25 protein-coding genes are annotated in these 22,057 nt (G+C 61.7%); 13 read left to right on the forward strand and 12 right to left on the reverse strand.

The annotated features are described in order from the left end of the window. Window positions 1-71: 71 nt before the first annotated feature. Together BACI9J_RS06370 and BACI9J_RS06375 are read left to right on the forward strand one after the other, a co-directional pair. Window positions 72-698: a TetR/AcrR family transcriptional regulator gene (locus tag BACI9J_RS06370; protein ID WP_159733652.1), complete on the forward strand. Its 627-nt coding sequence runs from the start codon at window positions 72-74 to the stop codon at window positions 696-698. A 98-nt stretch (window positions 699-796) separates the two neighbouring features. Further along, window positions 797-1,408 carry a hypothetical protein gene (locus BACI9J_RS06375; RefSeq protein WP_159733653.1) on the forward strand — a complete coding sequence of 204 codons (612 nt, stop codon included), beginning with the start codon at window positions 797-799 and terminating at the stop codon, window positions 1,406-1,408. Between the two features lie 22 nt (window positions 1,409-1,430). Here BACI9J_RS06375 and BACI9J_RS06380 read toward each other — a convergent pair whose 3' ends face one another. Both BACI9J_RS06380 and dapD read right to left on the reverse strand, forming a co-directional pair. After that, window positions 1,431-2,273 (reverse strand): hypothetical protein, encoded by an 843-nt coding sequence (locus BACI9J_RS06380; RefSeq protein WP_159733654.1) that lies wholly within the window; start codon window positions 2,271-2,273, stop codon window positions 1,431-1,433. A 14-nt stretch (window positions 2,274-2,287) separates the two neighbouring features. After that, entirely contained in the window at window positions 2,288-3,313 is a 1,026-nt protein-coding gene (dapD, locus tag BACI9J_RS06385; RefSeq protein ID WP_159733655.1) for a 2,3,4,5-tetrahydropyridine-2,6-dicarboxylate N-succinyltransferase, read from the reverse strand. Window positions 3,314-3,408: 95 nt separating this feature from the next. On the opposite strand from dapD, the gene dapE reads away from it, so the two are divergent. Further along, the gene (gene dapE / locus BACI9J_RS06390) at window positions 3,409-4,533 is read left to right on the forward strand and encodes a succinyl-diaminopimelate desuccinylase (protein ID WP_159733656.1); all 1,125 of its coding nucleotides are present in this window, start codon (window positions 3,409-3,411) and stop codon (window positions 4,531-4,533) included. A 72-nt stretch (window positions 4,534-4,605) separates the two neighbouring features. Here dapE and BACI9J_RS06395 read toward each other — a convergent pair whose 3' ends face one another. The 4 genes from BACI9J_RS06395 to BACI9J_RS06410 all read right to left on the reverse strand — a co-directional run bounded on the left by BACI9J_RS06395 (window position 4,606) and on the right by BACI9J_RS06410 (window position 7,901). Next, window positions 4,606-5,472: an amino acid ABC transporter permease gene (locus BACI9J_RS06395; protein ID WP_159733657.1), complete on the reverse strand. Its 867-nt coding sequence runs from the start codon at window positions 5,470-5,472 to the stop codon at window positions 4,606-4,608. Beyond that, window positions 5,469-6,119 carry an amino acid ABC transporter permease gene (locus BACI9J_RS06400; RefSeq protein ID WP_159733658.1) on the reverse strand — a complete coding sequence of 217 codons (651 nt, stop codon included), beginning with the start codon at window positions 6,117-6,119 and terminating at the stop codon, window positions 5,469-5,471. Before BACI9J_RS06400 ends, BACI9J_RS06395 begins: the two co-directional genes overlap by 4 nt. Before the next feature lie 92 nt (window positions 6,120-6,211). Continuing rightward, complete coding sequence (locus BACI9J_RS06405; protein WP_159733659.1) at window positions 6,212-7,090, reverse strand: glutamate ABC transporter substrate-binding protein; 879 nt, start codon at window positions 7,088-7,090, stop codon at window positions 6,212-6,214. Window positions 7,091-7,145: 55 nt separating this feature from the next. Further along, a complete protein-coding gene (locus BACI9J_RS06410; protein ID WP_062072913.1) occupies window positions 7,146-7,901 on the reverse strand; it encodes an amino acid ABC transporter ATP-binding protein in 756 nt (251 codons plus the stop codon). Between the two features lie 163 nt (window positions 7,902-8,064). On the opposite strand from BACI9J_RS06410, the gene BACI9J_RS06415 reads away from it, so the two are divergent. The 4 genes from BACI9J_RS06415 (at window position 8,065) to BACI9J_RS06430 (ending at window position 10,977) form a co-directional block, all read left to right on the forward strand. Beyond that, complete coding sequence (locus BACI9J_RS06415; RefSeq protein WP_201296522.1) at window positions 8,065-8,904, forward strand: TIGR00730 family Rossman fold protein; 840 nt, start codon at window positions 8,065-8,067, stop codon at window positions 8,902-8,904. Window positions 8,905-8,922: 18 nt separating this feature from the next. Then, window positions 8,923-9,264 (forward strand): DivIVA domain-containing protein, encoded by a 342-nt coding sequence (locus tag BACI9J_RS06420; RefSeq protein ID WP_159733660.1) that lies wholly within the window; start codon window positions 8,923-8,925, stop codon window positions 9,262-9,264. A gap of 116 nt (window positions 9,265-9,380) precedes the next feature. Next, entirely contained in the window at window positions 9,381-10,583 is a 1,203-nt protein-coding gene (locus tag BACI9J_RS06425; protein WP_201296523.1) for a hypothetical protein, read from the forward strand. A 226-nt stretch (window positions 10,584-10,809) separates the two neighbouring features. Then, window positions 10,810-10,977, forward strand: coding sequence for a DUF3117 domain-containing protein (locus tag BACI9J_RS06430; RefSeq protein ID WP_009357720.1), 168 nt, complete (start codon window positions 10,810-10,812; stop codon window positions 10,975-10,977). Between the two features lie 88 nt (window positions 10,978-11,065). Here BACI9J_RS06430 and BACI9J_RS06435 read toward each other — a convergent pair whose 3' ends face one another. After that, window positions 11,066-11,698: an O-methyltransferase gene (locus BACI9J_RS06435; protein WP_024817450.1), complete on the reverse strand. Its 633-nt coding sequence runs from the start codon at window positions 11,696-11,698 to the stop codon at window positions 11,066-11,068. A 236-nt stretch (window positions 11,699-11,934) separates the two neighbouring features. Here BACI9J_RS06435 and sigE point away from each other — a divergent pair, with 236 nt between their 5' ends. From sigE to BACI9J_RS06450, 3 genes are read left to right on the forward strand one after another with little or no spacing between them, the layout of a single operon-like run. After that, the gene (gene sigE / locus BACI9J_RS06440; RefSeq protein WP_159733662.1) at window positions 11,935-12,558 is read left to right on the forward strand and encodes an RNA polymerase sigma factor SigE; all 624 of its coding nucleotides are present in this window, start codon (window positions 11,935-11,937) and stop codon (window positions 12,556-12,558) included. 7 nt (window positions 12,559-12,565) lie between these two features. Then, window positions 12,566-13,516, forward strand: a complete 951-nt coding sequence (locus BACI9J_RS06445) for a hypothetical protein (RefSeq protein WP_236558526.1) — start codon at window positions 12,566-12,568, stop codon at window positions 13,514-13,516. A 10-nt stretch (window positions 13,517-13,526) separates the two neighbouring features. Continuing rightward, the gene (locus BACI9J_RS06450; protein WP_159733663.1) at window positions 13,527-13,910 is read left to right on the forward strand and encodes a Sec-independent protein translocase TatB; all 384 of its coding nucleotides are present in this window, start codon (window positions 13,527-13,529) and stop codon (window positions 13,908-13,910) included. 18 nt (window positions 13,911-13,928) lie between these two features. On the opposite strand, the gene BACI9J_RS06455 is transcribed toward BACI9J_RS06450, so the two are convergent. Genes BACI9J_RS06455 through BACI9J_RS06465 form a run of 3 tightly spaced genes read right to left on the reverse strand, consistent with a single transcriptional unit; the run spans window position 13,929 to window position 17,053 of the window. Next, window positions 13,929-15,056 (reverse strand): Mrp/NBP35 family ATP-binding protein, encoded by a 1,128-nt coding sequence (locus tag BACI9J_RS06455; protein ID WP_159733664.1) that lies wholly within the window; start codon window positions 15,054-15,056, stop codon window positions 13,929-13,931. 4 nt (window positions 15,057-15,060) lie between these two features. Further along, window positions 15,061-15,789, reverse strand: a complete 729-nt coding sequence (locus BACI9J_RS06460; RefSeq protein WP_159733665.1) for a DUF1003 domain-containing protein — start codon at window positions 15,787-15,789, stop codon at window positions 15,061-15,063. Next, complete coding sequence (locus BACI9J_RS06465) at window positions 15,770-17,053, reverse strand: magnesium transporter MgtE N-terminal domain-containing protein (protein WP_159733666.1); 1,284 nt, start codon at window positions 17,051-17,053, stop codon at window positions 15,770-15,772. The genes BACI9J_RS06460 and BACI9J_RS06465 overlap by 20 nt, the downstream gene beginning before the upstream one ends. A gap of 76 nt (window positions 17,054-17,129) precedes the next feature. Between BACI9J_RS06465 and BACI9J_RS06470 the strand changes: the two genes are divergently transcribed. Continuing rightward, window positions 17,130-17,966, forward strand: coding sequence for a general stress protein (locus BACI9J_RS06470; protein WP_201296524.1), 837 nt, complete (start codon window positions 17,130-17,132; stop codon window positions 17,964-17,966). Window positions 17,967-18,056: 90 nt separating this feature from the next. On the opposite strand, the gene BACI9J_RS06475 is transcribed toward BACI9J_RS06470, so the two are convergent. Then, window positions 18,057-19,631, reverse strand: a complete 1,575-nt coding sequence (locus BACI9J_RS06475; RefSeq protein WP_159733667.1) for an aminopeptidase P family protein — start codon at window positions 19,629-19,631, stop codon at window positions 18,057-18,059. 80 nt (window positions 19,632-19,711) lie between these two features. Between BACI9J_RS06475 and BACI9J_RS06480 the strand changes: the two genes are divergently transcribed. Both BACI9J_RS06480 and BACI9J_RS06485 read left to right on the forward strand, forming a co-directional pair. After that, window positions 19,712-20,557, forward strand: coding sequence for a PHP domain-containing protein (locus BACI9J_RS06480; RefSeq protein ID WP_159733668.1), 846 nt, complete (start codon window positions 19,712-19,714; stop codon window positions 20,555-20,557). Then, window positions 20,557-21,165 (forward strand): MarC family protein, encoded by a 609-nt coding sequence (locus BACI9J_RS06485; protein ID WP_159733669.1) that lies wholly within the window; start codon window positions 20,557-20,559, stop codon window positions 21,163-21,165. Before BACI9J_RS06480 ends, BACI9J_RS06485 begins: the two co-directional genes overlap by 1 nt. Here the strand turns inward: BACI9J_RS06485 and BACI9J_RS06490 are convergent. Continuing rightward, window positions 21,138-22,052 (reverse strand): DNA-methyltransferase, encoded by a 915-nt coding sequence (locus BACI9J_RS06490; RefSeq protein WP_159733670.1) that lies wholly within the window; start codon window positions 22,050-22,052, stop codon window positions 21,138-21,140. The genes BACI9J_RS06485 and BACI9J_RS06490 overlap by 28 nt on opposite strands. Between the last annotated feature and the right edge of the window lie 5 nt (window positions 22,053-22,057).

The raw sequence follows: 22,057 nt of genomic DNA on the forward strand, positions 1-22,057 counted from the left end.
GCTATCGGAAATCGGAGCCACGCCGCTCTGTGTTGAGCGGTGTTGAAGCACGTTCGTGCTAAAAACTACTGGTGCCCAAAATTGTTGATGCCGAAGCCCGGCGCCATGACGTTGTCCAAGCAGTCTTCCGGATCATTGCCAGCGACGGCTTGGAACGGGCATCCCTGAGGGAAGTTGCTGACGAAGCCGGCTTGGCTGTTGGTTCGGTGCGGCACTATTTCGCCAGTAGTGATGAGCTTCTGGTCTTCTCCTTCGGAGTAGTGATCGATCGCATTGCCGGCCGTCTTGAGGCAGCGCTTGCATCCGTGGAGGATGCCTCGCCGGACTCCTCAGAGCAACAGCAGGCCGTGCTGAACCTCCTAGGCCAGTTCCTGCCCTTGGACGAAGAGCTAGCCGTGGATGCTTGCGTCTGGATGGCATTCCGGCATGCTGCCCGGATCAAGCCTGTCCTGGCCGCCGAAGCCGAACGCAGCCACCGCACAGTGGCTGCAGTAGTGGGCCGGCTCATCATGGTCCTGAACCCCGGCGAAGCCGACGCGCAACAAACCCTCGTGACAGAAGCGGAGAGGCTCTTGGCCACCATGGATGGCTTGTGCATGCACGCGCTGCTTCAGCCAGAGTGGATGACAGCGGAGATGTGCAGCGACGTCCTCACGGCTCACCTGCGGTCCCTCAGGACCATTTCCTCCCACGGGTAGGCCGCTCACTTTACAAGAGGCACCTGGCGCCATTACCGTCCGGCGGCATCGGGAATAGACTGGGATATGTCGGGGACCTGCCAAAGGGAGGAATTCGCATGCACGAATCAGGCGGCCCGGGATGGCGCATCACCATGGATACGTCCGGGCCGATGCTCATCGCTCTGTACTTGCGCGATGTAGCGGGACTCGATGGTGCCGGAAAACCCGTACTCTCCCAAGCAGCTCCCAAAGTCCGGCACGCGGACCACAAGCACCTCACCTCTGATGTTGGGGGATTCCCGGCGCTGAAAACTGAGTGGGAGGCGTGGTGGGAGAGCCTGGTGAAGTCGTATCCCAATCCGGCTCCCGAATTGTCACCGCCCAGCTTCAAAGCCTTTGGCAATTCGCCGGCACTCCAGCGCGTCCTGCAGGCGCATTTTGGCTCAGCATTGGGATGGGCCACGGACAGGATCGATGAGTATGCCCACCTTGAGGCCGCTCGTGAGGCCAACGGGGAGACTCATGTCCTCAATGAATTGGTTGAGGACAGGCTCCTGGAGGTGGGCCGCAGTTCCCGCGACTTTGAACTCACCATCATTGAACTGCCACTTAACGAGCCGCGTGCTTGGTATCTGGAACCAAGCACCATGATCATGAGCCACCAGCTGCTCAACGAGCCTGATGTGTTCCGCAGCTACGTTCAGCCCGTGGTGGAGATGCTCGCCTGAGCGAGTTTTTGTCTACGAGAACTTAGGTAGCCGGAGCTGAAACAGTGATGGTGACTGCCTCTGTAGGAGCGGCAGATGGATGCCAGCCGTCTCGCTTCTCCCGGTTCCACGTCTGCCCGGCCACGTCCACCTGCGTGATGGACAACGTCTTGGCGTTTGCCACTGCCCAATGGGCCACAGCCCAGGCCAACGTTCCGGAAGTCTCCAGCTGAACCGAGCGGCCCTGAACGGTGGCCGCTTGGGTGCCGAACGCCGTCGTGAGTTCATCGACGACGGCGGCAGGGTCACCAGCCGCTTCGGGCATCCGCAGTTCGCAGTTCAGCGCCGCCTCGGAGTGCCCGGTCAGGGCAGAAGCGAAGGCTCTGCCCATTCCTTCATGCTGAGCGTAGGCGCGGGGAAAGGCGGAACGTTGGACTGCTTGGGCGGCCTGGGTGATCTCCATGGACTCGTAGCCGGGAACCTTGACCAGGCCATCAAAGAACGCGTTCGCTGCATAGACGGGATCCATGACCTGTTCCTCGGTTCCCCAGCCTTGCGAGGGCCTCTGCTGGAACAAACCGCGGGAGTCGGGGCCGGCGTCGTCCCCGTAGTTGATGTTCCGCAGCCTGGACTCCTGCATGGCTGTGGCCAGGGCAATGGTTGCCGCCCGCGGCGGAAGTCCTCGCCGAACGGAGATGGCCGAGATCAGCGAAGCGTTGGCAACCTGATCGGTGGCGAGTTCATGGCTTTCGGGGCCCACAACGGCGAAGCAGCGCTCCGTGACCAGGGTCTCGGAGCGCTGCAGCACCGCAACTATTGCGTAAACGGCACCTGCCACGAGGGCCAAAGCCAGCACCGCAACGATGGCGCGGCGGAACCGGCGCATTGGTTTATCTCCTGCTAGTTGGCGTGGAGAGCCTCGTTCAGCTCCACGGTCTGGCCCTTGCGCGGAAGAACTTCCACGCCACCGGTGGTGGAGTTACGGCGGAAGAGGAGGTTGGGGACGCCGGAGAGTTCCACGGCCTTGATGATCTGGCTGGTGTCCTCGCCGTTCTCATCCTTGGGGCCGGGAATCCGTACACGGGTGCCGGCGGTGACGTACAGGCCGGCCTCTACAACGGAGTCATCGCCGATGCTGATGCCCACACCGGAGTTGGCGCCAAGCAGGACGCGCTCGCCCAAGGCGATCTTTTCCTTGCCGCCGCCGGAGAGCGTGCCCATGATGGACGCTCCGCCGCCGACGTCCGTGCCGTCGCCGGCTACGACGCCTGCAGAGATGCGGCCTTCCACCATGGAGGTGCCCAGGGTTCCGGCGTTGAAGTTCACGAAGCCTTCGTGCATCACGGTGGTGCCTTCGGCGAGGTGGGCACCCAGTCGGACGCGGTCGGCGTCGGCGATGCGCACGCCTGTGGGTACCACGTAGTCAACCATCCGCGGGAACTTGTCCACGCCGTACACCACAACGTTGCCGCGCTTGCGCAGACGGGCGCGGGTCAGTTCGAAGCCGTCAACGGCGGCGGGGCCGAAATTGGTCCACACTACGTTGGGCAGCTTGCCGAAGACGCCGTCCAGGTTGATGCTGTTCGGCTTCACCAAGCGGTGCGAAAGCAAGTGCAGGCGCAGGTAAGCATCGGCGGTGTCTGCCGGGGCGGCGTCGAGGTCGATCTGTGCGAAGACCACCTTCTGCTCGGTGCCGCGATCGGCGTCCTTGCCTTCCTCGGCAAGTGCCGTGAGTGCGGGATCGGCGTTCTCGACGTCGCGCAAAGACTCGGCGGCGACACCAAGCGCGGGTGCGGGGTACCAGACATCCAACACAGTTGCTTCCCCGGACGCCGAGGTGGCGATGGTGGCGAGGCCGAAGCCATAGGCCGATCGGGGGTTGGCGGGCGCGGTTGCGGGCACAGCAGAGGAAGCAGTTTCAGTCATGGGCCAAGTCTATCCAGCAGGCAGAGGTCGGTTAAAACCCGTCTCACGCCGTAGAAGTCGCATTTACGGTTGATGCCTGGGATTAGGCTGGACGGGTGACCTTGAATCCTGCACCCGCCCTCCTTGACCTTCGCCAGGACGTTGCCTTGCTGACGGCAGCCATCATTGACTTCAACAGCGTATCCGGCAACGAGACCGAGCTCGCCGATGCCGTCGAGTCCGCCCTGCGTGCCATCCCCGCCTACACAGTCATCCGTGACGGCGACGCCATCATTGCCCGGACCGAGCTCGGCCGCTCGGAGCGTGTGATCTTGGCCGGACACCTGGACACCGTGCCCCTGCCCACCGTTGAGGGTTCTCTGGGCACCGTCCCGGCCACCTGGGAGTCCGGTATTCCCGGGGAAGGCGTGCTGTATGGCCGTGGAACCACGGATATGAAGGGTGGCGTTGCGGTGCAGCTCGCGCTTGCGGCAACACTGTTCGACGACGGGCGGCAGCCGGACAAGGACGTCACGTTCGTCTTTTATGATCACGAGGAAGTGGAAGCGACCAAGAGCGGCCTCGGCAGGTTGGTTCGGAACCACGGAGATCTGCTGAAGGGTGATTTCGCGATCCTTTTGGAGCCCACGCACGGCACTGTGGAAGGCGGTTGTAACGGGACCAGTCGTTTTGAAGCCACCACCATCGGCGAAACAGCCCACTCCGCACGCGCATGGATGGGTGTGAACGCCATCCACGCCGCAGCCCCCATCCTGGCTCGGCTGGCCGCTTACCAGCCGGAGACCATCAACGTGGATGGCCTGGATTACCGCGAAAGCCTCAACGCGGTGAAGATCAAGGGTGGAACTGCAGGCAATGTCATTCCGGACCGTTGTGTGGTGGAAATCAACTACCGCTTTGCTCCGGACAAAACCCCTGACCAGGCCGAGGCCCATGTCAGAGAGTTGTTGGAAGGATTCGACGTCGTCCGTACGGACGCTGCTGCCGGCGCGAGGCCCGGACTCAACCACCCCGCAGCTGCGTCCTTCGTTGCCGCAGTGGGTGCCGAGCCCAAGCCCAAATACGGTTGGACCGACGTCGCGCGTTTCAGTGAGCTGGGTATCCCGGCGGTGAACTTCGGCCCCGGCGATCCTCTCCTGGCGCACAAAGACAACGAACACGTCGACGCCGATGCCATCCGTGAGTGCCTGCGTGCGCTGAGGACGTGGCTGGCGCCGTAGCCCTGGAATTCCCGCGCAACAAAAAGAAGGTCCGCAGCTTGGTAGCTGCGGACCTTCTGCTTTAGTGGAGAATTATTTCTTGTCCGTACCCGGTACGTTGACTTCGAGATCCACCGTCTTGATGGCCGACGCCATGCCGCCGGCGGCCTTCTTGGAACCGCGGCGCTCAATCAAGATTGCGATCCGTGAGACCGTCAGGTTGATCAGGATGTAGATCGCAGCGCCCACGAAGAATGCCGGGAACAGGAAGTCAGGGCCCAGGAAGTCGGCCATGATCTGGATCTTCCGGAGCAGTTCCTCGTAGCCCACGATGTAGCCAAGCGAGGTGTCCTTGAGCAGTACCACCAGCTGGGCTACCAAGGATGGAAGCATGCGCCGGACTGCCTGGGGGAACTCGATGGACATCCGCGACTGGAAGCTCCGCAAGCCGATGGCCAGGCCGGCTTCGCGTTGACCCTTGGGGAGGGACTGGATGCCGGCGCGGAGGATTTCAGCAAAAATGGCGGCGTTGTACAGGGTCAGGCCCACCACGACAGCCTGGAACTGGCCCGTGGCGAACACCAGCAGGACGAACAACATCATGAGGACCACAGGCATGCCGCGGAGGAACTCAAGCACCACCTGGGTAGGAATCCGGATCCAGGCGATCAAGGAGATACGCAGCAGGCACAGCGCGATGCCCAAAGGGAACGCGATGACGGCCGCCACGGCAGCCGCAGCCAACGTTGAGAGGATGCCTTGGCCGATCAGGCTCCACACGTCCGGCGCCATGGGGCCGTAGAAGATGGCCCAGCGCTCGGCGTCGAAAATACCTTGCTGCGCCAGCGTGATGACAGCGATAGCCAGGATGCCAAGGATGATCAGGACGCCCGCGGCTGAGCCGATGAGCGAATAGAGGCGGGCCTTTGGCCCGGGGACGTCGTAAAGGACCGATGTCATCGGGCAATCGCCACCTTTCGTTCAACAAAGTGCGCCAGAAGTCCCAAGGGAACTGTGATCAAGAGGTAGAAGAAAGCCACCCCGAGGAGGATCCAGAGGACCTGGTTGCCGTAGTCGTTGGAGAGCTGGCGGCCGTAACCGAAAAGCTCCAGGACGAAGAACGCGCCTGCTACCGAGGAGTTCTTTACCAATGCGATCAGGATGTTGATCAACGGGGGTATAACGGTGCGCACGGCTTGTGGGAGGACAATGAAGCCCAGAACCTGGGTGAAGGTCATGCCGATGCTGCGGGCAGCTTCTGCCTGGCCCACCGGAACGCTGTTGACGCCGGAACGGACTGCTTCGGCAATGAAGGCGGCCGTGTAGCTGCTCAACGCGATGATGGCAGCAACTTCGAATTGTTCAAACTTGACGCCAAGCCTGGGGAGAACAATGGCGGCGAAAAAGAAAATAATGGTCAACGGGGTGTTACGCGCCACTTCAACATAGAACATGCTGAAACCGCGAAGTGCTGCCACGGGGGAAACCCTCATGGCCGCCAGGAGTGTGCCGACAATAAGGGCAATGATTCCTGAAATTACGGAGAGATACAGGGTTCGGAGAAATCCGTCCCAGTATTCGGGGAGGCTTGCTATGACGGCGTCCATGGCTTCCTTTGGCTGCAGCTAATCAGGGAACAGGGTCCTGGATTCGTCAACTGCCGCCACCCGAAGGGGCGGCGGCAGTTGACGGGTCCCGACTAGTAGCGGTTGATCGTAGGAAGTTCAGGGGCGGTCTTGATGACCTTGCCTGCAGTGGCTTCCCAAGCCTTCTTGTAGGTATCGTCCTTGGCGAATCCCTCAAGCTGGTCGTTGATCCAGTTCCGGAAAACGGTGTCGTCCTTCTTCAGGCCGATGCCGTAAGGCTCCTTGGTGAAGGTTTCATCCGAGGCGAGCTTGAAAGCATCCGGTTCCTTGTCCACGTAGCCGGCAAGGATCACGTTGTCAGTGGTGACCGCAACAACCTGCTTGTTGCGCAGCGGCTCCAGGCAAGCGGTGTAGGTGGCCGCGGGGACTACCTCTGCTTTGTACTTCTCCGCGATGGTCTTGGCCGGGGTGGAACCCGTAACGGAGCAGACCTTCTTGCCGGCGACATCCTCGGGCTTGGTGATGGAGTTATCGTCCTTGTTCACCAGCAGCGCCTGGCCTGCTTCGTAGTACGGCCCCGCGAAGGCGACCTTTTCCTTACGGGCATCGTTGATGGTGTACGTGGCGATCACAAGATCCACGCGGCCCTGCTCGATGAACGACTCACGGTTCTGGGAGACCGTTTCTACCCACTCGATCTTGTCAGCCGGGATACCCAGCTTGGCGGCGATTGCCTTGCCCATTTCGACGTCGAAACCGACAGGCTTGCCATCAAGGCCTTTCTGGCCGAACAAGGGCTGATCGAACTTGGTACCGATCTTGATGGTCCCGGCCTTGTTCAGCTTCTCCATGGTGGTGCCGGCTTCAAAGCTCGCCGAGGCAACCGGGGGAGTGGTGGTGCTGCTGCCGCCGCCGCAAGCGCTCAGCGAGATGGCAAGCGCAGCCGATGCGGCCACCAGGAGTGACTTCCTCCGGGTAATAAGAGACTTCATGGTGTTCCTTTCATTGGGTGGCCGCCTTACGGCCGGGGGTGCTGGCGGTAAGGAGCTAGTGGGTCAAGAGCTTGGACAAGAAGTCCTTGGCACGGGTGCTCTTCGGGTTGGTGAAGAATTCTTCGGGGGTGGCGTCCTCCACGATCTGACCGTCGGCCATGAACACCACGCGGTCAGCGGCCTTGCGGGCAAAGCCCATCTCGTGGGTGACCACGATCATGGTCATGCCTTCTTTGGCCAGCTGGATCATGACGTCCAACACTTCGTTGATCATTTCGGGGTCCAACGCGGACGTTGGCTCGTCGAACAGCATCACTTTCGGCTTCATGGCAAGAGCACGGGCAATAGCCACACGCTGCTGCTGGCCGCCGGAGAGCTGGGCGGGAAGCTTCGGGGCCTGGTGTCCGACGCCTACACGCTCAAGGAGGGCCATGGCTTCTTTGTCGGCCGTGCCCTTGGCCACCTTCTTGACCTTGATGGGGCCCAGTGTGACGTTCTCAAGAATCGTCTTGTGGGCGAACAGGTTGAAGGACTGGAAGACCATTCCGACGTCGGCACGCAGGTGCGCGAGGTCCTTGCCTTCTTCGGGAAGCTTCTTCCCGTCGATGGCGATGTCGCCGTCGTCGATGGTTTCCAAGCGGTTGATTGCACGGCAAAGAGTGGATTTACCGGAACCGGAAGGTCCAATGACCACCACGACTTCACCCTTCTTAACCTGAAGGTTGATGTCTTTGAGGACATGCAATTGACCGTAGTGCTTATTGACGCCGTTCAGGGAGACGAGGGCATCGCCGGACGCTTGAGTAGTCATACGACGAATCTAGCGAACAAAGAAGCAAATATGACCACGGTCACGGCAACTTCCTGAAGATCGTGACTGAACAGAAACCTGTCCCGCATCGATGTACCAGACTGCAATGCAAGAAGCGGGTCGCTGCCGCGGAGCAAGCCTCCATCCGCGCTAGCCTTGGGCAATGAGCATGAGCCAGCACCCCGTTCCCCGTCCGGATGCCAACGGTCGCGTCACGGGCACCCACGTGCCCCTCCCCTCGGAGATCGCCCCCGCCAAGCACAAAGGCTCCTTGGAGCTTCGACGCAAACAAGCGGACACGGGAATGTCGGACCAGCATTTGCTCGATACCAGCGGTGCAGGGCAGTTCATCCACACCGATCCGTGGCGTGTCCTGAGGATCCAGAGTGAATTTGTGGAGGGCTTCGGCGCCCTGGCTGATCTGGGTCCTGCTGTGAGTGTTTTCGGTTCCGCGCGGACCAAGCCGGGAACCGAATACTACGAGATGGCCGTGGACGTGGGCCGCAAGCTCGCTGAAGCCGGAGTTGCCGTGATCACAGGCGGCGGACCCGGATCCATGGAAGCCGCCAATAAGGGCGCCGTGGAAGGCAATGGCGTCTCCGTGGGTTTGGGCATCGAACTGCCTTTTGAGCAGGGACTGAACCAATGGGTGGACCTGGGCATAAATTTCAGGTACTTCTTTGCCCGCAAAACCATGTTCGTCAAGTACGCGCAGGGCTTTGTGGTGCTGCCCGGGGGACTCGGTACCCTGGATGAGTTGTTTGAGGCCATGGTTTTGGTCCAGACCCGTAAAGTGACCTCGTTCCCCATTGTGTTGCTGGGTGTTCGCTTCTGGGGGCCCATGATCGAGTGGATCAAGGAAACCTTGGTGGCAGAAGGCATGGTCTCGGAGAAGGACCTTGACCTGATCCAGTTGGTGGATGACCCTGCCGATGCCGTGCACCGCGTCCTGCACGGCGCACCCCTTCCACCTGCCGGCAACGGAAACCAGCGCCCGGAGTAATCCGCTGTTTCTGGCACGATGGACACTGTGAGCTTTTTTCTGGTGTTTCTCGCGATAGTCCTCGTCGGCGCGGCGCTGTACCTCGGTGCCGGAATAGTTCGGGGGCGCTCCATTGGCTTGGGGCTTGAGCAGCCTGTTCCCAACCTGCCCGCGGTCCTGCTGCCCGAGGACGCCAAACCCGGCGATGTGGATTCGCTGCGTTTTGCCCTGGGTCTGCGCGGGTACCGAATGGATCAGGTCGACCAGGTACTGGACGAGCTCAGAGACCTGCTGCAGGCCAAGGACCGCGAAATCGAACGGCTTGGAGCTTTGGTTCAGCCTCGCCTTGAGGACGGCGAAACCGGCCGGACCCCGCAGTGACCCCGCCCATCCCGGAACCCCGGATTCACGCTAATCAGACAGGGACGCCCGCATCACAGGGACAGCGGGGACCCGCGGACCGGGTTTCCTTGGGGCTATCAACCGCGGCAGCAAAAATGGCGGGATGGCCTTGGTGGCTGCAGGTCACTTTGATCTTTGCCGCGGCGCGGCTGGTCAGCGCCTGTATTTTCATGGCGGCCGCTATTCATCAGGGAACGAACCCCTGGTTCCCGCCGGCTCCGGACTATTGGAACTTCATTACGATCTGGGATGGACGCTGGTACCAGGAAGCTGCCGATAAGGGCTACCCGTCGGTACTCCCGGTGGATGCGAACGGCGTTGTCCAGCAAAACGCCTGGGCGTTCTATGCGCTCTTCCCCTTCCTGGCCCGGGGTCTTGGAGCTGCCACAGGGATGGGAACCCTGCCCGCCCTGACCACCATTGCGATGCTGGCAGGCATGGGTGCGGCTTTGGTGATCTATAAACTCTTCCGGGAGTTCGCAGGGAAGCGTGCTGCGCTGTGGGGTGTAGTCTTCGTCTCCACGTTTCCCGTGTCCCCCATCCTGCAGGTTCCCTACGCGGAGTCCTTGAATCTTTTGTTGTTGTCCGGTTCGTTGCTGCTGGTGGTCCGGCGCCGATATCTATCCGCCATCCCGGTAGTGCTTCTGATGTGTCTGTCCAGGCCAACGGGAGTCCCCTTTGCAGCCATGATGGGGTTGCTGTTGCTGTGGCGTTTATGGCAGCGGTTCCGGCCAGCCACCATCCTGTCGGCACCCCCGGCAGCAGGTGAGGACCGGCCCGTGGCGGTGCGCAGTTTGTTCTCCATGGGTGCACTGGTGCTGGCGGCGGGTATCGGAGCCCTCGCCTGGCCTGCCATTGCCTGGGCCACTACCGGTGAACTCACTGCCTACACCCGGACGGAAACAGCGTGGCGGGGGCACGATCTTGTGCCTTTCAAGCCGTGGTTTGATACGGGACGGATGCTGTTTGGTCCCGTGCTGGGTGTGCTGGCCCCGTTCGTCTTCACAGCCCTCTTTGTAGTGGTCATGATGTCCAGGCCGGTTAGGGCACTGGGAACCGAGCTGCGGCTCTGGTGCGCTTGCTACATGGCTTACCTGCTTGTCTTCCTTCATCCCCAGACCAGTACCTTCAGAATGCTCCTCCCACTTTTCCCGCTGGCTTTGGCCGTGGCGCTGCTCTCAAAATCCAAAGCGTACCGGGGCACGATTGTGGTGATGTTTGTCCTTCTCCAGATCGTCTGGGTGGTGTGGCTGTGGGCGTGGGCTCCGCTCCCCGGCGGCGGCGACTATCCGCCCTGACGTGGACGTTTGCCGCGCCGACTGAGTATGTACAAAGTCCGGACAAATGCGCGTTTGATTCGCTACGGACGGGTAATTACGGGATAATGGACCAAGAGCAAGGACAAAGCACCGAAAAGTGCCCGGCCAAGGCGGCCTCCCAAGCGGTGCCGCCGGCTGCAATTGCGACGCGGAACCAGCCCGGCCGGGTTGGCGTGACTTGGGACAAATGGAGGGGATTTTCCTAATGGCGGCTATGAAACCACGTACCGGCGACGGCCCTATGGAAGTTACCAAAGAGGGACGCAGCTTGATTATGCGTGTGCCGCTCGAAGGCGGAGGACGACTCGTGGTCGAGCTCAACGCTGCGGAAGCGGCCAACCTCAAGGAATGCCTCGTAGGCGTTACTGAATAGGCATTTTCACCAGAGTTACAAAGCAGGGCCCGGCAAGCCAGGGCCCTGCATTTGTTTAAGGGTGTTTTCGCACTTCCTGCACGGGGGCCTACTTCTTGACGGCCACCAGGAGTCCGTCGCCCGTGGGCAGCATCGCCGAAGCCAACCGTTCGTCGTCGCGAATGGCCTTGACAATCTGACGCAAAACCACGGTGGTAGCCTCACGTGCTGCCGGGTTTGCCACGCGGTCCTTATCCAGGGCGTCGTTGATCACCAGGGTGCCGCCTGATTTGAGGAGGCGGATTGCCTGTTCCACATACTTGGGGAAGTTTGGCTTGTCGGCATCAATGAACACGAGGTCGTATGCGGAGTCAGTCAGGCGTGGCAGCACATCCGCTGCACGGCCTGAAATAGTGCGGGTACGGTTGGCCGGGCTGCCGGACTCCAGGAATGCTTCCCTGGCGGCCTTCAGGTGTTCGACGTCCACGTCGATGGTGGTCAGCACAGCATGGGGGCTGAGGCCACGCAGCAAGCAAACTCCGGACACGCCCGCGCCTGAGCCCACTTCCACCACTGTTTGCGCTTTTGAAGCGGCCGCGAGCACTGTCAGCACGGCGCCCACTCCGGGGCTGATGGGTGTAACACCCAGCTCAAAGGAACGCTCACGGGCCCGCAACAACACGTCATCTTCAGCCGGCAGATCTTCTGCGTAGGACCAGCTGCTTGACTTGTCGGCACTCATGAAGGGGTTCGCTTTCCGCGGGTAGGGGTGTTTGTACCAAGACTACTGTGTCCGCACCTGTAACCCTGCTGCAGAGCTGCTCCTTGGGGCTGTGTCCGGCACCGTTTTCAGCCCTGCGGAGAAATCACCGGTCAGTCAGGAAATTCCCAGACTAACTTGGGATGATATTGCTCCGGTCATCCATGAGGTGGGCGGCACCGGGCAAACGGTGAACCACAGTTTGAGGGGAGTGGACGATGCCGGCATCGCATGCTGCGCCAGTCCAAACATCGGAAAGCCTTGAGGCCGTCACTGATTGGGTTATGCCCAGCTGGGAGGAAGTGGTTTCAAACCACTCCGCCAAGGTGTATCGCCTCGCCTACCGCCTGACCGGCAACAAGTTCGACGCCGAAGACCTCACCCAGGAGGTTTTCGTCCGGGTGTTCCGTTCCCTGGAGAACTTCAAGCCGGGAACCCTGGACGGCTGGCTGCACCGAATCACCACCAATCTGTTCCTGGACGGGGCACGGCGCAAGAGCCGTATCCGCTTCGACGCGCTCGCAGAGGATGCTGAATCCCGTCTGCCGGGCCGCGAACCCGGCCCGGAGCAGAGCTTTGAGCACAACAACCTTGACCTTGACGTCCAACGGGCATTGGAAGAACTTCCGCCGGACTTCCGCGCCGCAGTCGTACTGTGTGATCTCGAAGGCCTTTCCTATGACGAAGTGGCTGAGGCGCTCGGCGTGAAACTGGGAACCGTGCGGTCCCGCATCCACCGCGGACGGACCATGCTGCGTGAGAAACTTGCCCACCGCGACCCCCGCCCGGCAGAGGCGCGCAAGACGCGGTTGAAGATGCCCCGCATCGCCAGCATTCTTTAGGTTGTCGATGCCTCGACGTCCCCTTCGTCCGGGAGCCCTGTCCCGGCGCAAATTGGCTGCGCTGCGCCATACGCGCAACCCGGAACACCTGCAGCACTGCGCGCAATGCCAAGTAGCGCTACGCCGTGAGCGGCAGTACCTTGAGCGCCTCCGTGGCGCAGCGGTACCCGAAGCCAGCCAGGATCTTGCCGCGCGCTTGATCCAGCACACGGAACGCCTGGCCAAAGAGCCGGGGGAGTTGGGCTCAACGCTGCAATACCCGTCACTCCAACGTCCGTACAGTCGTTTCCGGGGCCTGAGGGTCGCGGGCGTTGCTGTGGCCACCTTGGCGGTCAGCGCGGGTGCCCTGGCTGCGTCGGCCTATGTGATCGCCGGTGATGCTGAACCGCAAGCCCCCTCGGAAGCAAGTGACGCGGGCCTGCTTTCCGGCGCTTGGACGGGTATCCCCGCCGAGGTCATGGTGGGGCCGGCGTTCAGGGCCGGCAGCACGGTCACTTTGAACCCCGGACAGTTGGAGTCACTGCGCGAAGAAGGCTGGGCATGCCCCGAACTGTCCGGTTTGGGTTTCCACGTGGTGTCAGCCCAAGCCACCAGGCACAATGGCAACCCGGCCGTGGAGATCACGCTCGAAAACAACGGCCATTACGCCACCATCGTGGAGGAACACCTGCCTGCCCATGGAACCGGACGTGGCCGATCGACGTCAGCGCAACTGTCCGTCACACAGGGAACCCCCTGGAAGGCCGTCTACACCATGCCGGCGGCCGTCATTAGCTACGCGTCCGACCTCCCCGCTGACACTGCCGACGATGCTGTCCCTGAAATCGTCCGCGCCGGGGATTCCATGTCCGCCGCTTCCGCCCCGGAAGATCGGGAGGCATGGTACAAAAGGGTGCTGCGAGGCCTCCAGACCCTCCTCCGTCCTGCCGGTTTAGGAGCGGCACCGGAGACAAGGTAATCTTCGTAACGTGCTTGGAATCAACGGCCCGGAGTTCATACTCCTTCTGATTATCGGCGTACTCGTCATCGGTCCCAGCCGTTTGCCCGAATACACTCAAAAGCTCGCCAACCTGGTCAAGGAAGTGCGTCGGATGGCATCCGGTGCCCGCGAGCAGATCAAAGAAGAAGTCGGCATCGACATCGACGAGGTCGACTGGAAGAAGTACGATCCCCGCCAGTACGATCCCCGGCGCATCATCAAGGATGCCTTGCTCGAGGACGACAAACCCGTCAGTGCCGGAGCCCCTGTGGCCGCTGCCGCAGCCGCAGGCGTCAAACCCAAGACCCCGGTGCGGGTCATCGAGCGACTTGCCGAGGGCGAGGCTGCACCCTTCGATTCCGAGGCAACCTGAGCCGACAGCGTCACAACCTCAGCGGGGCTGGATTCCCAAGGGCATTCCGGACAAACCGCGCGGCCGGGTGGCCAAGGAAGAAGCAATGCCTTCCATGGCTTTCGCGGCAGCCGTTTCAGGTGCTGCCAGAACTACCGGGTGCCCGGCGTCGCCGCCCTCCCTTAGGCGTATGTCCAACGGAATCTGTCCGAGGAGCGGAACGTCGGAGCCTACGGCAGCGCTCAACCTTTCAGCCAGGATGGCACCACCGCCGCTTCCGAACAATTCCATGCGTCCGCCGTCGGGCATTTCCAAGTAGGACATGTTCTCAATGACGCCGGCAACCTTCTGGCCGGTCTGGGTGGCGATTGTACCGGCACGTTCAGCTACGTCCGCGGCCGCTGCCTGCGGCGTGGTGACCACCAGGATTTCTGCATTGGGCAGAAGCTGCGCTACGGAGATCGCGATGTCTCCCGTGCCGGGAGGCAGGTCCAGGAAGAGGGCATCGAGGTCGCCGAAGTAAACATCGGTAAGGAACTGTTCAAGGGCCCTGTGGAGCATGGGGCCGCGCCATGCCACCGGCTGGTTGCCTGCAACGAACATGCCGATGGAGATCACCTTCACGCCGTAGGCTACGGGGGGAAGGATCATGTCGTCCACCTGGGTGGGTTTCTGGGTGATCCCCATGAGCGCCGGCACGGAAAAGCCGTGCACGTCAGCGTCCACTATCCCCACACGAAGGCCTTGGGCGGCCAGTGCACAGGCCAGATTGACGGTGACCGAGGACTTGCCCACACCGCCTTTCCCGCTGGCCACGGCGTACACCTTGGTCAGGGAACCAGGTTTGGTGAAGGGGATGCCGCGTTGTCCGCCGGGACCACGGAGCTGTTCCTTGAGGGCTTCGAGCTGGGCGGGGGTCATGACCTTTAATTCCACGTCTACTGCGGTGACGCCGTCCACGCGGATGAGGGCGTCGGTAGCGTCTTTGGTGATTGTTTCGCGCAGTGGGCAGCCGGCGATGGTCAGTAGAACAGCCACACGCACGGCGCCGGCATCATCGGAAGAGACAGACTCCACCATCCCGAGTTCCGTAATGGGGCGCCGGAGCTCGGGATCAATGACGGTTGCCAAGGCAGCATGCAGCGCCTCGGCCGATGCGGTGCTCATGGGGTCAGGCTCGGCTTTCGGGGTTTTGGGGCGATGTCTTGGCGGTTGAATGTTGTGGACCTGCGGCTCGCGGGGCACGGACTTTGGGTATCTGCTGAGTCCGGGGGCTACGCGATTTGTCGCGTTTTTCCTTCAATTTCTCCTTGACCTTATCGCCTGGCGATTCCGTCCCATCAGGGGCGCCTTCGTTCTCGCGGAGTTCCTCCTGGGCATCAATGATGTCTTCAAGCAGGCTCCGCAGTTCGGTCCGTACGTAGTCACGGGTAGCCACTTCACGCAGGGCGATGCGGAGGGAGGCCAATTCCCGAGTCAGGTACTCGGTGTCGGAGAGGTTGCGTTCGGCACGTTGCCGGTCCTGTTGGAGCGAGACACGGTCGCGGTCGTCCTGCCTGTTTTGGGCCAGCAGCAGGAGAGGCGCGGCGTATGAGGCCTGCAGGGACAACATCAGCGTCAGCAGGGTGAAGCCGAGCTCCATTCGGTCAAACTGCCAGTCCGTGGGAGCGAACGAGTTCCAGGCAAGCCAGAACACACAAAACACCGTCATGTAGACCAGGAACGTAGGCGTACCCATAAACCGGGCGAAGCCTTCCGTGGCGTTCCCGAAGGCGTCCGGGTTCGGTGAGAATTTGGGCAGGATGCGTTGGCGTCCGCTCAACGGCGTGTCAAGGCTGCTGCTGGAGCGTCCGGTGGACTTGGCGGTTCGGGCGTTGATATCAGCCAATGCGGCCTCCAAGTTTCCTTATAGGGGCGTCGTCCTCGTGGGCGCGCCAGTCATCCGGCAACAGGTGATCCAGCACGTCATCAACAGTCACCGCCCCCACGAGGCGGCCGTCGTCATCCACCACTGGGAGTGAATTCAGGTTGTACGTGGCCAAGGTCCGGGCTACTTCGGAGATGTGGGCCTGGTCCGAGAGCGGCTCCAGGTTTTTATCCACGAGGTTGCCCAGCGGTTCCGGCGGGGGGAAGCGCAGAAGCTGCTGTATATGCACCACTCCGAGGAAACGCCCGGTGGGGGTTTCCAAAGGTGGACGGGCAATGAAGATCGATGAGGCCAACGCCGGTGAGAGCTCCTCCCGACGGACGTGGGCCAGGGCTTCTGCCACAGTGGCTTCCGGCGGCAGGATTACCGGGACCGGAGTCATGAGGCCACCTGCGGTGTCTTCGTCGTACTCAAGGAGGCGGCGCACGTCCTCGGCTTCCTGGGGCTCCATGAGTTGAAGCAGTTCTTCGGCCTGGGCAGAGGGAAGCTCGGCCAAGAGGTCGGCGGCGTCGTCTGGATCCATCTCTTCGAGGACGTCAGCGGCGCGTTCCACATCCAGTGCGGAGAGAATCTCCACCTGATCATCTTCCGGAAGTTCCTGGAGGACATCGGCGAGTCGTTCATCCTGAAGTTCACTGGCCACCTCAAAACGCCGTTTGTCGCTCATCTCCTGGAGGGCTTCAGCAAAGTCGGCAGGTTTGAGGTCTTCGTGCGTGGCAACGAACTGTGTTGCGGCCTGGGGCTCGTTGTGGGCGCCGGTTTGGGCATCAGCCCAATTGATGATCAATGTCTCGTTGCGGCGGAGCCTGCCAAAGGGGGAGAGGGAGTGGCCACGGCGGACGAACAGCTTGCTGACAAACCAGTCCTTTGACCTGTGCTGGTCCATGGCGATGTCCTCGATGGTGGCATCTCCACTGCCATCGGCCAGCGTCACGCGGCGGTCGAACATCTCAGCCACCACCAAGGTTTCGGCACCGCGCTGCTCGAAGCGGCGCAGGTTCACCAGACCGGTGCAGATGATCTGTGTCTGATCGATGGACGTAATGCGTGTCATGGGAACGAATACGCGCTTTTTGCCCGGAACCTCAACCACGATGCCCACCACGTGCGGAGCACCACGGGTGCCGCGGGAGAGCACCACAACATCGCGCAACCGGCCAAGACGATCGCCCAGGGGGTCGAAGACGTCCAAGCCCAGCAAGCGCGCGACGAAGACGCGTGAAGGATGTGTGCTCATATTTACAGGCTACCGAGTCTGCTCTCTTTTAGCTGAATTCCAGCCGGTACACATGTCCATGAGACACAATGGGGCTATGTCAAACATTTTTGGTGGTCCCAAAGCCGTTGAGGAGTCCCGCAGTGTTCCCCAAGGGGACACCGTAGGCTCGTACACCTCGTATTTGGATGCCCAAAAGGCGGTGGACTATCTGGCAGACCAGCAGTTCCCTGTCCAGCTGGTGTCCATCGTGGGCAACGACCTCAAAATGGTGGAGCGGGTGACCGGTCGTCTGAGCTACCCCAGGGTGGCGTTGTCCGGCGCCCTGAGCGGCATGTGGTTCGGCCTCTTCGTGGGCGTCATGCTCTCCTTCTTCACCCCTGCAGGGGGACCGTTCTCCATCATCACCTCGGTACTGATGGGTGCGGCTTTCTTCATGCTGTTCGGCATCGTCACCTATGCCACGCAGCGTGGCAAGCGAGACTTCACCTCCACCAGCCAGGTGGTGGCCACCAATTACGATGTGATCGTCGCCGTCGAGGCAGCCCACGAGGCCCGACGCCTGCTTCACCAGCTGCCGATGAACCCGTCCCAGGCCGCCACGCCCCAGGCCAGTAACTACAACCAGCAAAATGCGCCGTTCCAGCAGCCGGGACAGGCGCCCGAGCGGCCTTCCACCTGGAATGATCCTTATGGTCAGCGCGGCCCGGAGCCCACCGGCTCCAGCGCTTCGGAAGGACAGAACGCAGCCCCGGTGAGCCAGCCGGTGCAGGCGCCCACGCCGGCCGCTGTCCGATACCCCGATCTCCCGGATGGCCGTCCACAGTACGGAGTCCGGGTAACTGACGGACAGAACCCGGCGCCGAATCATGCACAGAATGCGCCGCAGGAAGACGGGCAGCAGTCCAACTCCGAGGATTCCGCCAAGCAGTAGGGCGCTCCACAGTTCCACTCTTCAGCAGGGCAAAGGGAAGGCCACCGGATCTCCGGTGGCCTTCCCTTTTTGTGATTTTAACTCCCTGGCTTAGCCCTGGGCTTCCTGGTAGATGCCGGCCATCCAGGACTCGACGTCATCAGCCTTGCGCGGCAACGCGGCGCTGAGGTTGACGGGGCCATCTGCGGTCATGAGGATGTCGTCTTCAATGCGGACGCCGATCCCTCGGTACTCCTCGGGGATGGCGAGGTCTTCGTTCTTGAAGTACAGGCCGGGTTCGATTGTGAAGACCATGCCCTCTGTGAGAACTCCATCGAGATAGAGTTCACGCTTGGCCTGCGCGCAGTCGTGGACGTCCAGTCCCAGGTGGTGGCTGGTGCCGTGAGGCATCCAACGGCGGTGCTGCTGGCCTTCCGGGCTGATGGCTTCCTCGACGGAAACGGGGAGCAAGCCCCATTCGGCGAGGCGCTCGGCCAGCACGGTGGTTGCAGCGGTGTGGATGTCGCGGAACTTCACTCCGGGTTGTGCGGCAGCGAAACCGGCATCGGCGGCGTCGAGTACGGCCTCATAGACCTTCCGCTGGACAGCAGTAAAGGTTCCTGTGGCCGGAAGGGTGCGGGTGATGTCTGCTGTGTAAAGGGAGTCAGCTTCCACACCGGCATCGAGGAGGAGGAGTTCGCCGGCGTTGACGGTTCCGGAATTGCGGTTCCAGTGCAGCACTGTGGCGTTGTTGCCGGAGGCGGCAATGGTGTCGTAGCCCAGTTCGTTGCCTTCTTCGCGGGCACGGGCGAAGAATGCGCCTTCAACTACACGCTCGCCGCGGTTGTGGGTCAGCGCACGTGGGAGGGCACGGACTACGTCGGCGAAGCCTTCCACGGTTGCCGCCACAGCAATCTTCATCTGCTCGATTTCCCACTCGTCCTTGAGCAGGCGCAACTCGGACAGAGCCTCGCTGAGCTTCTCATCCAAGGCGTCGAGTTCGCCGAGATCAAGGTTCTCGGGGTCCTTGGCTGTGTTGTAGCGGGCTGTGTCCACCAGGGCGTCGATGTTTTCATCAGTCTTGCGGACCAGCCGAATGGAGATGCCGCCGATTTCCGGGGCGCCAACATTCTTGGTGATGGCCATTTCAAGCTCGGAGATGTGCGCGGTGGGGAGGCCAAGGCGGGCCTCGAATTCGGCCAGCGTGGGACGCGCACCGATCCAGAACTCGCCGGCGCGCGAGTCAGCGTAGAACTGCTCAGTGTCCCGGCCGGCCAGCGGACGGAAGTAGAGGGTAGCAGTGTGGTGACCGCCGTCGTCGCCCTTTCCTTCAGCCACGGGCTCAAGGATGAGCACGGCGTCGGGCTCGTGGTCCAGGCCGAGGCCCGTGAGGTGGGCGAAACCGGAGTGGGGACGGAACCGGTAGTCGCAGTCGTTGGACCGGACTTTCAGCGGACCCGCGGGGATTACAAGACGTTCGCCTTTGAACTGTTCGGAAATAGTACGACGACGGCGTGCGGCGTGGTCTGCAACGGCGTCACGCGCAGGGGTTACCTGCGGGGCGGGCGCCCAGTTGCTGGCCATGAATGCCTTGAAGGCATCGGACGTGGGCCGTTGCGAGCGGTTGTTGACGCGCTCCTGCAGTGGCTGGGAGGACGAGTTCTGGGTGTTTTCGGCATCGTTCACCGTTACATCGTCCCACCAGTTAAGGGAGGAGGCCAACGGCGCAACGCTCCAAGCGGGGCCGCATCCCATAGGCTGGGAAAGTGAGGATAGACCTGCATGCACACTCGAATGTTTCTGACGGAACCCAGACGCCGACCGGAGTGATCATCTCCGCCGTCTCGGCCGGGCTGGACGCCGTGGCTTTGACCGATCACGATTCCACGGATGGCTGGGAGGCTGCCGCCGCTGCTGCGCGTGAACATGGCATTGTTTTTGTCCCCGGGATGGAGATTTCCTGCCGGACGGAGGAAGGGATCAGCGTCCACCTGCTCAGTTACCTCCACGACCCCGCTCATGCCGGTTTGCTGGAGGAGATCACCAAATCCAAGGATGCCCGGCTCACCCGGGCTGAGCACATGGTCACTTTGTTGTCCGAGGATTATCCGTTGACCTGGGATGACGTGATCCACCATGTTGCTCCCGGTGCTACGGTGGGCCGCCCGCATATTGCTGATGCTCTGGTGGCCGCCGGCGTGGTGGCGGATCGAACGGAAGCCTTTACCTCCATCCTCACCTCCCATTCGCGGTACTTTGTGCAGCACTATGCCCCCAACCCGGCGGTGGCCGTGGAGCTCGTCCGTGCTGCCGGTGGTGTTCCCGTTTTCGCTCATCCGGTGGCGTCGTCGAGGGGACGGATCGTGGGGGAGCGCGCGTACCTGGACATGATTGATGCCGGACTGTTGGGACTTGAGGTTGAACATCGTGACAACCCGGAAGAGGGCCGTGCGTTTCTCCGCGGGCTGGCCGCCGAGCACGGGTTGCTCATGACAGGCTCCTCGGACTACCACGGCGCGGGCAAACCCAACCTGTTGGGCGAAAACACCACATCGCCGGAGGTCTTGGCGCGGATAGAGGAGCTGGCTACGGGAAGCACGGTCCTTCGGTAATGGATCTGCAACTGCTGGCCTCCGTGATCGTCACGCTGTTCGTGATCATGGACCCGCCGGGTACCGTGCCGATTTTCATGTCCTTGACGGCACAGATGTCAGCCAGGGACCGGAATCGCTCAGCGTTCCAAGCTCTTCTCGTGGCCACTGGCGTGATTGTTGTGTTCGCGATCTTCGGGCAGTCCATCCTGAACTACATGCACATCTCCTTGGCGGCCCTGCAGGGTGCCGGTGGCCTGCTCTTGGTGCTCATCGCACTGCAGCTGCTGACCGGCTCAACCAGCGGCGAGGAGAACGCCGCCAAGTACAAGAACGTGGCTTTCGTGCCTCTGGGAACCCCGCTTATGGCAGGGCCCGGCGCGATCGTCGCCGTCATGGTGTTTGTGCAGCAGTCCAGCCAGCTCTCGGAGTACCTGGCTGTGGGCCTGGGCATTGCCGTGGTGTTGGCGTCGTTGTACTTGGCAATGCGGTTCGCGGGTGTGGTGCAGCGCGTCCTGGGTGAAAACGGGGTGGAACTCGTCACCAGGATCGCCGGTTTGCTGCTGTCAGCAATCGCCGTTCAGATGATCGCCGACGCCGTTCAGGCCTTCGTGAAGGGTGCTGCCTGATCCAGTGCGGTGTCTGGCATGGAGCCGCTCCGGAGGAAATCCGCTGTGGTGCCCAACCGTTTCCGCATGACCTCAATGGCCTGCTCATTCTGGTCGACACACACAAACTTACGGCCCAGTTTGGCCGCCACGGCGCCCAGAGTCCCCGAGCCTGCAAAGAAGTCAAGGCACCAGTCGCCCTCGCGGCTTGATGCGGAGACAATTCTCCGAACCAGGCCTTCAGGCTTTTGAGTGGGGTAACCCGTTTTTTCACGGCCTGTAGGCGAAACAATGGTGTGCCACCATACATCCGTGGGCAGCTTGCCCAGCTCTCGCTTGGCGGGAGTGACCAGACCAGGTGCCATGTACGGTTCCCGGTCTACTTCGGCGTTGTCGAAGTGATACTTGGTGGGGTTTTTGACGTACACCAGGATGTTGTCGTGCTTGGTGGGCCATCGGTTCTTGGCGCGTGCGCCGTAGTCATAGGCCCAGATGATCTCGTTGAGGAAGCATTCCCGGCCGAAGATCGAGTCCAGCATCACCTTGGCGTAATGGACTTCCCGGTAATCCAAATGAAGGTACAGAGTGCCATCGTCAGCCAGCAGGCGCCAGGCTTCCACCAGCTTGGGTTCCAGGAAAGACCAGTAGTCGCTGAAGGCGTCGTCGTAGCTGTGCAGTGCGCCCTTGATGGTGTCGTAAGAGCGGCCCTTGAAGCCAACGCGGTCGCCGTCGCCGTCCGCATTGCGGACCATGCGGGTTTCCTGGCGGCGTTGGACCCGGCCCGTGTTGAAGGGCGGGTCCACGTAGATGAGTGTGAAGGCGCCGTCCGGCAGCGTAGGGAGGAACTCCGCGTTGTCCGCGTGCACCACCAAATTGCCGCCGTCCGGCGCCCAAACAGATTCAGTCATTGAGG

This window comes from Arthrobacter sp. 9V (genome assembly GCF_902506065.1).
Classification (GTDB): Bacteria; Actinomycetota; Actinomycetes; order Actinomycetales; family Micrococcaceae; genus Arthrobacter.

Excerpts from the sequence above, each read along its gene's own strand:
- BACI9J_RS06375 (WP_159733653.1), top strand. The coding sequence starts at position 797 with ATGCACGAATCAGGCGGCCCGGGATGGCGCATCACCATGGATACGTCC.
- BACI9J_RS06380 (WP_159733654.1), bottom strand. The coding sequence starts at position 2,273 with ATGCGCCGGTTCCGCCGCGCCATCGTTGCGGTGCTGGCTTTGGCCCTC.
- dapD (WP_159733655.1), bottom strand. The coding sequence starts at position 3,313 with ATGACTGAAACTGCTTCCTCTGCTGTGCCCGCAACCGCGCCCGCCAAC.
- BACI9J_RS06395 (WP_159733657.1), bottom strand. The coding sequence starts at position 5,472 with ATGACATCGGTCCTTTACGACGTCCCCGGGCCAAAGGCCCGCCTCTAT.
- BACI9J_RS06400 (WP_159733658.1), bottom strand. The coding sequence starts at position 6,119 with ATGGACGCCGTCATAGCAAGCCTCCCCGAATACTGGGACGGATTTCTC.
- BACI9J_RS06405 (WP_159733659.1), bottom strand. The coding sequence starts at position 7,090 with ATGAAGTCTCTTATTACCCGGAGGAAGTCACTCCTGGTGGCCGCATCG.
- BACI9J_RS06410 (WP_062072913.1), bottom strand. The coding sequence starts at position 7,901 with ATGACTACTCAAGCGTCCGGCGATGCCCTCGTCTCCCTGAACGGCGTC.
- BACI9J_RS06415 (WP_201296522.1), top strand. The coding sequence starts at position 8,065 with ATGAGCATGAGCCAGCACCCCGTTCCCCGTCCGGATGCCAACGGTCGC.
- BACI9J_RS06420 (WP_159733660.1), top strand. The coding sequence starts at position 8,923 with ATGGACACTGTGAGCTTTTTTCTGGTGTTTCTCGCGATAGTCCTCGTC.
- BACI9J_RS06425 (WP_201296523.1), top strand. The coding sequence starts at position 9,381 with ATGGCGGGATGGCCTTGGTGGCTGCAGGTCACTTTGATCTTTGCCGCG.
- BACI9J_RS06430 (WP_009357720.1), top strand. The coding sequence starts at position 10,810 with ATGGCGGCTATGAAACCACGTACCGGCGACGGCCCTATGGAAGTTACC.
- BACI9J_RS06435 (WP_024817450.1), bottom strand. The coding sequence starts at position 11,698 with ATGAGTGCCGACAAGTCAAGCAGCTGGTCCTACGCAGAAGATCTGCCG.
- sigE (WP_159733662.1), top strand. The coding sequence starts at position 11,935 with ATGCCGGCATCGCATGCTGCGCCAGTCCAAACATCGGAAAGCCTTGAG.
- BACI9J_RS06445 (WP_236558526.1), top strand. The coding sequence starts at position 12,566 with ATGCCTCGACGTCCCCTTCGTCCGGGAGCCCTGTCCCGGCGCAAATTG.
- BACI9J_RS06455 (WP_159733664.1), bottom strand. The coding sequence starts at position 15,056 with ATGAGCACCGCATCGGCCGAGGCGCTGCATGCTGCCTTGGCAACCGTC.
- BACI9J_RS06465 (WP_159733666.1), bottom strand. The coding sequence starts at position 17,053 with ATGAGCACACATCCTTCACGCGTCTTCGTCGCGCGCTTGCTGGGCTTG.
- BACI9J_RS06470 (WP_201296524.1), top strand. The coding sequence starts at position 17,130 with ATGTCAAACATTTTTGGTGGTCCCAAAGCCGTTGAGGAGTCCCGCAGT.
- BACI9J_RS06485 (WP_159733669.1), top strand. The coding sequence starts at position 20,557 with ATGGATCTGCAACTGCTGGCCTCCGTGATCGTCACGCTGTTCGTGATC.
- BACI9J_RS06490 (WP_159733670.1), bottom strand. The coding sequence starts at position 22,052 with ATGACTGAATCTGTTTGGGCGCCGGACGGCGGCAATTTGGTGGTGCAC.